The organism is Salinispira sp., assembly GCF_059431795.1.
In genome coordinates this window covers 57,216-64,839 of record NZ_JBXWXS010000011.1, presented here as the reverse complement: position 1 = coordinate 64,839, position 7,624 = coordinate 57,216, and the positions used below count along the sequence as shown (strand labels likewise).

The 7,624-nt window shown below is 54.9% G+C and carries 8 protein-coding genes; 7 read left to right on the top strand and 1 reads right to left on the bottom strand.

Annotated elements, in window-relative coordinates; translation table 11 throughout:
- The first annotated feature begins 60 nt into the window (after nt 1-60).
- The 7 genes from AC52PS_RS03535 to rsxA all read left to right on the top strand — a co-directional run bounded on the left by AC52PS_RS03535 (nt 61) and on the right by rsxA (nt 5,748).
- Complete coding sequence (locus AC52PS_RS03535; RefSeq protein ID WP_495561657.1) at nt 61-546, top strand: SoxR reducing system RseC family protein; 486 nt, start codon at nt 61-63, stop codon at nt 544-546.
- A gap of 65 nt (nt 547-611) precedes the next feature.
- Nucleotides 612-1,475, top strand: coding sequence for an RnfABCDGE type electron transport complex subunit B (locus tag AC52PS_RS03530; RefSeq protein WP_495561656.1), 864 nt, complete (start codon nt 612-614; stop codon nt 1,473-1,475).
- Nucleotides 1,472-2,809, top strand: a complete 1,338-nt coding sequence (gene rsxC / locus AC52PS_RS03525) for an electron transport complex subunit RsxC (protein WP_495561655.1) — start codon at nt 1,472-1,474, stop codon at nt 2,807-2,809. Before AC52PS_RS03530 ends, rsxC begins: the two co-directional genes overlap by 4 nt.
- Nucleotides 2,810-2,820: 11 nt before the next feature.
- Entirely contained in the window at nt 2,821-3,846 is a 1,026-nt protein-coding gene (locus AC52PS_RS03520; RefSeq protein ID WP_495561654.1) for an RnfABCDGE type electron transport complex subunit D, read from the top strand.
- Nucleotides 3,843-4,460 carry an RnfABCDGE type electron transport complex subunit G gene (locus tag AC52PS_RS03515; RefSeq protein WP_495561653.1) on the top strand — a complete coding sequence of 206 codons (618 nt, stop codon included), beginning with the start codon at nt 3,843-3,845 and terminating at the stop codon, nt 4,458-4,460. The genes AC52PS_RS03520 and AC52PS_RS03515 overlap by 4 nt, the downstream gene beginning before the upstream one ends.
- Nucleotides 4,457-5,164: an electron transport complex subunit RsxE gene (rsxE, locus tag AC52PS_RS03510; RefSeq protein WP_495561652.1), complete on the top strand. Its 708-nt coding sequence runs from the start codon at nt 4,457-4,459 to the stop codon at nt 5,162-5,164. Before AC52PS_RS03515 ends, rsxE begins: the two co-directional genes overlap by 4 nt.
- 11 nt (nt 5,165-5,175) lie before the next feature.
- Complete coding sequence (gene rsxA, locus AC52PS_RS03505) at nt 5,176-5,748, top strand: electron transport complex subunit RsxA (RefSeq protein ID WP_495561651.1); 573 nt, start codon at nt 5,176-5,178, stop codon at nt 5,746-5,748.
- Between the two features lie 34 nt (nt 5,749-5,782).
- Here rsxA and AC52PS_RS03500 read toward each other — a convergent pair whose 3' ends face one another.
- Nucleotides 5,783-7,549: a hypothetical protein gene (locus AC52PS_RS03500; protein WP_495561650.1), complete on the bottom strand. Its 1,767-nt coding sequence runs from the start codon at nt 7,547-7,549 to the stop codon at nt 5,783-5,785.
- Nucleotides 7,550-7,624: the final 75 nt, after the last annotated feature.

Sequence of the window (7,624 nt, the reverse complement as noted above, 5' to 3'; positions counted from 1 at the left end):
TATAATGAGGCCGTACCAAAAAAATTCCACGTACCGGGAATACGATTCATAGGGACTTATATGACAGATTCAACTCTGGGGGTTGAGTCTCATTCTTCAATGGTGACACAGGAAGGCATTGTTGAAGAGTTGAGAGATAATCACGCCCTTGTCAGAATATATCAGAATTCCAGCTGTGCAGGCTGCAAGGTCTCCGGATCCTGCAGCAGTAAAACGCTGGGAGGGAATAACAGCCGTATTGTGGAAGCCGTTGCGGAAGACAGTGTCACCGTCGGCTCGAAGGTTATTCTCCGAATGCGCACGCGGGACGGATTTCTCTCCGTACTCCTGTCGTTTATTCTGCCGCTTATTCTACTATTCAGCTTTATTCTGTCTCTCCAGTCTCTTGGTATCAGGGAAGAGATGCTGGCCCTCGGCGGGCTGGGAGTTCTCGCGGGATACTACCTGATTCTCAGTTTATTCCGTAATGCTCTCAAACGACATATCAGTTTCACCGCCGTTCCTGCATCCCAGGCCCAACCCGTGGTATGTGATAATCTTTACTAGCTAAGGGAATTTCAAAACAAAGGTTTTGGAAAAACCTCGGTTCGAAACCACGATAGGGGTTGAGTATGACAGTTGTTTACTCTCTTGCAAGTCTCGGCGGAATAGCTGCGCTGTTTGCTGTTTTGCTGTTTATAGTCGCCCGGCGCTTCCATGTAAATGAAGATCCCCGGGTGAAGGAAGTTGAAGAGCTGCTGCCCGGTATTAATTGCGGGGCCTGCGGCTTTCCCGGCTGCAGTGCCATGGCCGAAGCCTTGGTGAAGGGTGCAGAAGCGGGAGATATCTCTCATTTGAGCTGTCCTCCCGGCGGTCCCAGCACCATGGAGGAGATCGGTGAGTATTTCGGTCTGAGCACCGGGGAATTCGCCCAAAAGGTGGCGGTTCTGCGCTGCGGAGGCGACTGCGATGCGGCTCCCCGGAAAAGCAGCTACCAGGGGCCTTCAAGCTGCAGCATTGAGCATATGCTTCATTCCGGGGAATCCGGCTGCCCCTTCGGTTGTCTGGGGCAGGGTGACTGCGAGGTGGTATGCGAATTCGATGCCCTTCATATGAACCCGGAGACCGGCCTGCCGGAAGTGGATGCGGAAAAGTGCACAGCCTGTAACGCCTGCGTTGAAGCCTGTCCCCGAAACCTCTTCGAACTCAGACCCGTGGGCCGGCGCGAGCGTCGGGTATGGGTCAATTGCCAGAGTCAGGAAAAGGGTGCCCTTGCCAAGAAACACTGCAGCGTTGCCTGCATCGGCTGCGGAATCTGCGTAAAAACCTGCCCGGAAAAAATCCAGGCCATCAGCATGGAAAATAACCTCGCCTATATTGATCCGGAGAAATGTATTATGTGCGGAAAATGTATACCTGTATGTCCAACCGGAGCCATTAAAGCAACATTTGAGGTGAAGCAAAAGAAAGCTCCTGCCGGGGAGGTGAAATCATGACCCAGCTGAAGACGTTTCCCATGGGTGGAATACATCCTCCGGAAGAAAAAATCACCGCCGCTATGCCGGTGCAGCCCCTTCCCCTGCCCAAAGAAGTTACCGTTCTGCTGGGCCAGCATCTGGGTAATCCCGCAGCTGCTCTGGTGAAACCCGGAGATGAGGTAAAGGCCGGAACCCTGATTGCCGGGGCCGACGGATTTATTTCTGCCAACGTTCACTCCCCGGTTTCCGGGAAGGTGAAGCGGATTACCACCGCCTACGATGTATCCGGATTTCCCAGGTCCGCGGTGATTATTGCGGTGAACGGTGACGAATGGGAGGAAGGTATCCAGGTGGATTCCGATCCCCTGTCAAAGCTTCCCGATGATCTTGGAGATATTAACGCCAGGCTTCTGGAGCGGGGCGTAGTGGGACTGGGAGGAGCCACCTTTCCATCCAACGTGAAGTACAGCATTCCCCCGGGAAAACATGCGGACACCCTGATTATCAATGCCGTGGAGTGCGAACCCTATCTCACCTCCGACCATCGGATAATGCTTGAATATGCCGATGAAATTCTCTTGGGGGTTGAAATTCTCCGGAGGAACCTGGGAGTGGACCGGGTGATCATCGGAATTGAAAACAACAAGCCCGATGCCGTTGAGCATATGGAAGAGCGGCGCAGCACACTGGGACTGAATTTTACCATTCAGCCGCTTAAAGTGAAGTACCCACAGGGTGCGGAAAAGCAGCTGATCAAAGCGGTGACCCGCAGGGAAGTACCCTCGGGAACCCTTCCCATTGAGGTGGGCTGTGTGGTGAACAATGTTGCCACCGCCCGGGCGGCCTATGACGCCGTAATCCGGAATAAACCCCTGGTCGAGCGGGTGGTGACGGTAACCGGACGGGGAGTGCGGAATCCCGGCAATTACCTGGTGCGGATCGGAACCCCCTTACGCGCACTGATCGAAGCCGCAGGAGGTTTCACTGACGATGCGGCCAAGGTGATCCTTGGGGGTCCCATGATGGGCAAAGCCGCACAGCGCCTGGATATCCCTGTTGTAAAAGGCACCGGCGGAGTGCTGGTTCTTAGCGCAGTGGAAGCTGGCAGAAAGCCTGTGGAAACCTGTATCCGCTGCGGCCGCTGTGTGAAGGTGTGTCCCATGGGTCTTGAGCCGTATCTTCTCCAGCAGCTCACCGAGCTGAAGCGCTACGATGATGCGGAGGGCAGACGCATTACCGATTGTGTGGAATGCGGAAGCTGCAGCTACACCTGTCCCTCCAACCGGCCCCTGCTGGATTATATCCGTCTGGGTAAAGCAACAGTAATCGCCGCCAAACGCAGGGCGAAATAAAGGTAGGATTCATGAGCAGTATGCAAAATAATCTGACAGTTTCCCTTTCACCCCACGTCCAGGGCAGGGATTCGGTATCCAATGTAATGTGGACGGTGAATCTGGCGCTTCTGCCGGCCCTGCTGGTAAGTGTGCTGAATTTTGGAATCCGAGTACTGGCGGTGAATGCCGCAGCCGTGCTGGCGGCGGTTCTCACCGAGTATCTGGTGAGCCGGTTCATGCTGAAACGGGAGCCCCGTATTTCCGACGGCTCGGCGGTTCTCACCGGCTTGCTTCTGGCATTCAACGTACCCGCGGGAATTCCCTTCTGGCAGGTGATTACCGGGGCGGTATTTGCCATCGGCGTGGCCAAGATGGCCTTCGGCGGACTGGGCCATAACCCCTTTAATCCGGCGCTTGCCGGACGGGCGTTCATGCTGGTTTCCTTTCCTGCGGATATGTCCAGATGGCCCGCAATTGCAAACGGAGTTTTATCTTGGAATGTGGATGCCGCATCCGCTGCCACGCCCCTTGCCCGTCTTGCAGAAAGCGGTACCGCCGATCTTCCCGGATATCTCGACCTATTCTTAGGTCGGATGAGCGGCTCCATGGGTGAGATTTCCGCCCTGGCCATTCTTGTAGGGGGAATATATCTTCTCTGGAAAAAGGTGATCAGCCCGGAAATTCCCTTCCTCTTTTTGGGTACTCTGGCGCTGTTCACCGGAATTTTCTGGCTGATCGATCCGTCACAGTACGCCGACCCCCTCTTTCATCTGCTCAGCGGCGGTGCCATGCTGGGTGCCTGGTTTATGGCCACTGATATGGTCACCAGCCCAATGACCTTCAAGGGGCGTGCGGTGTATGCGGTGAGCATCGGGCTCCTCACTGGAATTATCCGGCTCTTCGGTTCCTATCCTGAAGGGGTGAGCTACGCGATACTCATAATGAATGCCTTTACCCCCATTATCGATAAATACATCGTACCCCGGCGTTTCGGTATTAACAAAGCCGGCGTACTTCCTAAGGCTCCCGGGGAGTCTGCAGGAGGTGAGAAATGAGCACTGGGGTAAAGAAAACCAAAAAGATTGAGTCAAGTTTTGTGAATATGGTGGTGGTTCTTCTCCTCATTGCCCTGATTTCCGCAGGAATTCTGGCACTCACATATGAGTACACCCGGGAAGATATTGCCGCGCATCAGCTTGCAAAGCAGATTGCCGCCATAGATGCGGTGCTGCCGGAGTATGATAATGACATATTGGCGGATCAGCAGCAGATTGAAGGCACGAGTGTATTTCCCGCATACAGCAACGGCAGCCTTGTAGGGGTTGCGGTTCTCGGTCTCAGTGACCGGGCGTTCAGCGGTGAAATGGAGGTAATGGCCGGCTTTTCACCCGACGGAACCCTGCTGAATACCACCGCGGTTCGCCACGCAGAGACCCCCGGGCTGGGTTCCAAGGTAAATGATGATCGTTTCGCCTCCCAGTTTTCCTCAATCGATATGACCGCCGGCGATCTGTCCAGTGATGGGAATGAACCCGACGGGCTGGCGGTGCGCAAGGACGGGGGCCAGATCGATTCCATTACCGCCGCCACCATCAGTTCCCGGGCATACTGCCATGCAGTGAATATTGCCTGGGAGTCGGCGCAACAATTTTTCGGAGGCCGAGAATGAGCATAGCAAAGACGTTTTCCAAGGGCTTTTTCCGGGAGAATCCGGTATTTGTACTCCTGTTGGGCATGTGCCCCACATTGGGGGTGACCAATTCGGCGGTGAACGGCCTGGCAATGGGTTTGGCCACCACCACCGTGCTTCTGGGATCCAATATGGTAATTGCAGCGGTGAAGAACATGATTCCTGAAAAGGTGAGAATTCCCGCATACATCGTGGTGATCGCCAGTTTCGTAACGGTGATCGATTTGATGATGGCCGCCAAGCTTCCCTCCCTCCACGAGCAGTTGGGGCTGTTTATCCCCCTGATCGTTGTGAACTGCATTATTTTGGGCCGGGCCGAGAGCTTCGCCTCAAAAAATAATGTGTTGTATTCCTTCGTGGACGGTTTGGGTATGGGGCTGGGCTTTGCCATGGCCCTCACCATGTTGGGAGCTGTGCGTGAAATTTTAGGCAATGGTTCGCTCTTCGGCTTCAGTTTTGTTGCCGAGGAAGCCACTACCATGCTTCTGTTTATTATGCCTCCCGGAGCATTCATTGCCCTGGGTTTCATTATCGCCGCAGTGAACGCGGTGAAAAATCTGCCCCGGCGCACAGGGAACAACGGCCCGAAGGCCGGGGAATCCACACCAGCGGATGAAACACAGGGTAAAGCCGGGTCCGCTCCTGCCGCCCAACCCGCCTCCGCCGGCGGAAATGCATCCTAAGGAGGGATAGTATGGAATTATTCAGTCTGTTTATCACCGCAGCGCTGGTGAACAATATTGTACTGGTTCAGTTTCTGGGAATCTGCCCCTTCCTGGGGGTGAGCTCTAGGATTTCCACCGCCCTGGGAATGGGGGCGGCGGTGATGTTCGTCATGACCCTGGCCAGTATCGTGACCTTTCTCATTCAGAATCTCATTCTGGTTCCGCTGGAGATCACCTTTCTCCAGACGGTGGCCTTCATTCTGGTAATTGCCGCTCTGGTGCAGATGGTTGAACTGATTATCAAGAAGGTGAGCCCTGTGCTCTACCAGGCCCTGGGGGTGTTTTTGCCCCTGATCACCACCAACTGTGCAATCCTGGGAGTGGCTCTTCTGGTGGTGCGGAATAACTATAGTCTGGGGGAGGGAATTGTGTTTGCAGCAGCAAGTTCCATCGGATTCACCCTTGCCCTCTTTATTTTTGCCGGGATCAGGGAACGTCTGGAATTTGCGGACCTGCCCAAGGCAATGAAGGGTGCACCGGTTTCCCTGGTGACCGCCGGACTTCTTGCCCTGGCCTTTATGGGCTTTGCGGGTATCGGCTGATACCCGCCCCCCCAAACATTCTGAATGCGGTCTGCTATATGTGTGTCAGAATCATAGAGCTGGCAACATACACGCCCATATGAAGGGTGTAAAACACAAACTGATAGATAAAAAATCTGAGATACAGACTCCCTGCGCTGCACTCCCTGAACCGTGTTGCCGCGTAGGGGGCCAAGCTCAGCCCAGCGGCAGTCAGCGAGAGGAAAAGAGAAACCAGGAAATAAACCTGTGATCCACCTCCTACTGCGGGCTTGAAAGACAGATGAGCGGTCTCGTTCATGAGGAAGTTGAGAATTATCAGGCTGATACCGATGTGCAGGACCACACCGGCGGCTGCCGGCAGGGCTGCTTTCAGCCGCGGGTTTGTAAACCGGGTTGAGAGCAGAGTGGTAAGAAACAGTGACGCCGCCACCATAATTGTAAACAGAAATATCAGTCCCAAACCTCCGGCGCTGAGGGTCATGGCCAGGGTCATTCCCGCCACATACGCGATCAGACTGCCGTCAATCCGCATGCTCCGTTCTATGAGTGCGGGGTCGGAACTTGCAAGATAGAGCTGACGTTTCTCGTTCTCCACATCGTAAAATATGATATCCGTGTCATGACCCATATCCGCCGATCCGGCGAACTTGCTCATTGACCGGGTCTTGCTGAGAAGCCGAAAATCCGGAGGGGCATTATAATTCATGGTGACACCCGCGATATTCACCCCCTCCGGGGTTTCAACCTGGGCGTTGAACTCCACAGAGTTCTCCCGGGCGTTGAGTATCCGATACTTGCTGCGGTAAAAGGGCATCTCCAGCATCCCCACATTCTTACGGGTCGAATGGAGGGGAAGGCTCCATTGCAAAGCGCTGATCCTGTTCACCCCGAAGCGCTTATCTCGGTAAAGAAACAGCATGCTCAGTGTTTCACCGGAAACATGGATGTCCATGAGATTTTCCAGTTCATCCTCTGCAGCCGGCCCCATGTTCCAGGTGACCGGCTGCTCCTGTGAATCCCGGGGGAGGAAGCTGTGTACGATCTCCCTGATTCCTGTGCCCGATTCTACGACTGCCGCAGCGTGCAGCCCCTCGTTTCTTGACGCCGATGCGTAGCTCAGCACCCTGCCTTGTATCAAAGCCAGAGGTTCCGAATTCCGTCGGTTCAGATCCAGGGCGTACAAGCCGCCGTCCTCCCGGAACAGGGCATAATCTCCCTCAACCTGCAGTAGTTCTCCGGCGGCGCGTATCTGTTCCCCTGGACCGTCGGCGGGAAAATGCCAGATTCCCGGATACCCGCCCCCTTCGGCGACCAGGGCCAGCTTGTCCGGCTGGAAGGATTCGACGGTATTTTCATTGGAATCGGCCCCCCCATTGGGAGCCCCGCGGGAACCGCCATCGGCATCAACGGCAGAATCCGGGGCCGCCCCCTCGGAATCCGGGGAATGAAGAAAGAAAATTCTGCTGTTAGATAGATCCACCGGGATGCTCAGGCTCTGTTCAAGTGCTCCCCCTGCTCCAAGTATGCCCATACGTATTCGCTCCCCGTCCACCGAGGCGATTGCGGCCTCCCGGCCATTACTCAGCAGCGCCACATGGCCGGGGGTGATTTTGGAAAACCCGTAGTCAGCGGAGAAAAGGAGAATGGCATTGCTCGTTCCCACCGATGGTGGTGAGAGCTCCCTTTTTCCCAGGCTGAAAGCGTATATTAGCAGCAGGATAATGGAGATTGCCACCACTGTAAGGTTTGAGATCCGGGTGAGCAGCTGCTCTCGATGAATAAGGTCATTGCGGGCATTTAGATCTTTTGAGGATTTCATGCGGGGAAGTATATTCCGGCGTATAGAAACTGTACACCCGCAGCACCCAAAAGACGGGGATGAACATGGGGCGAA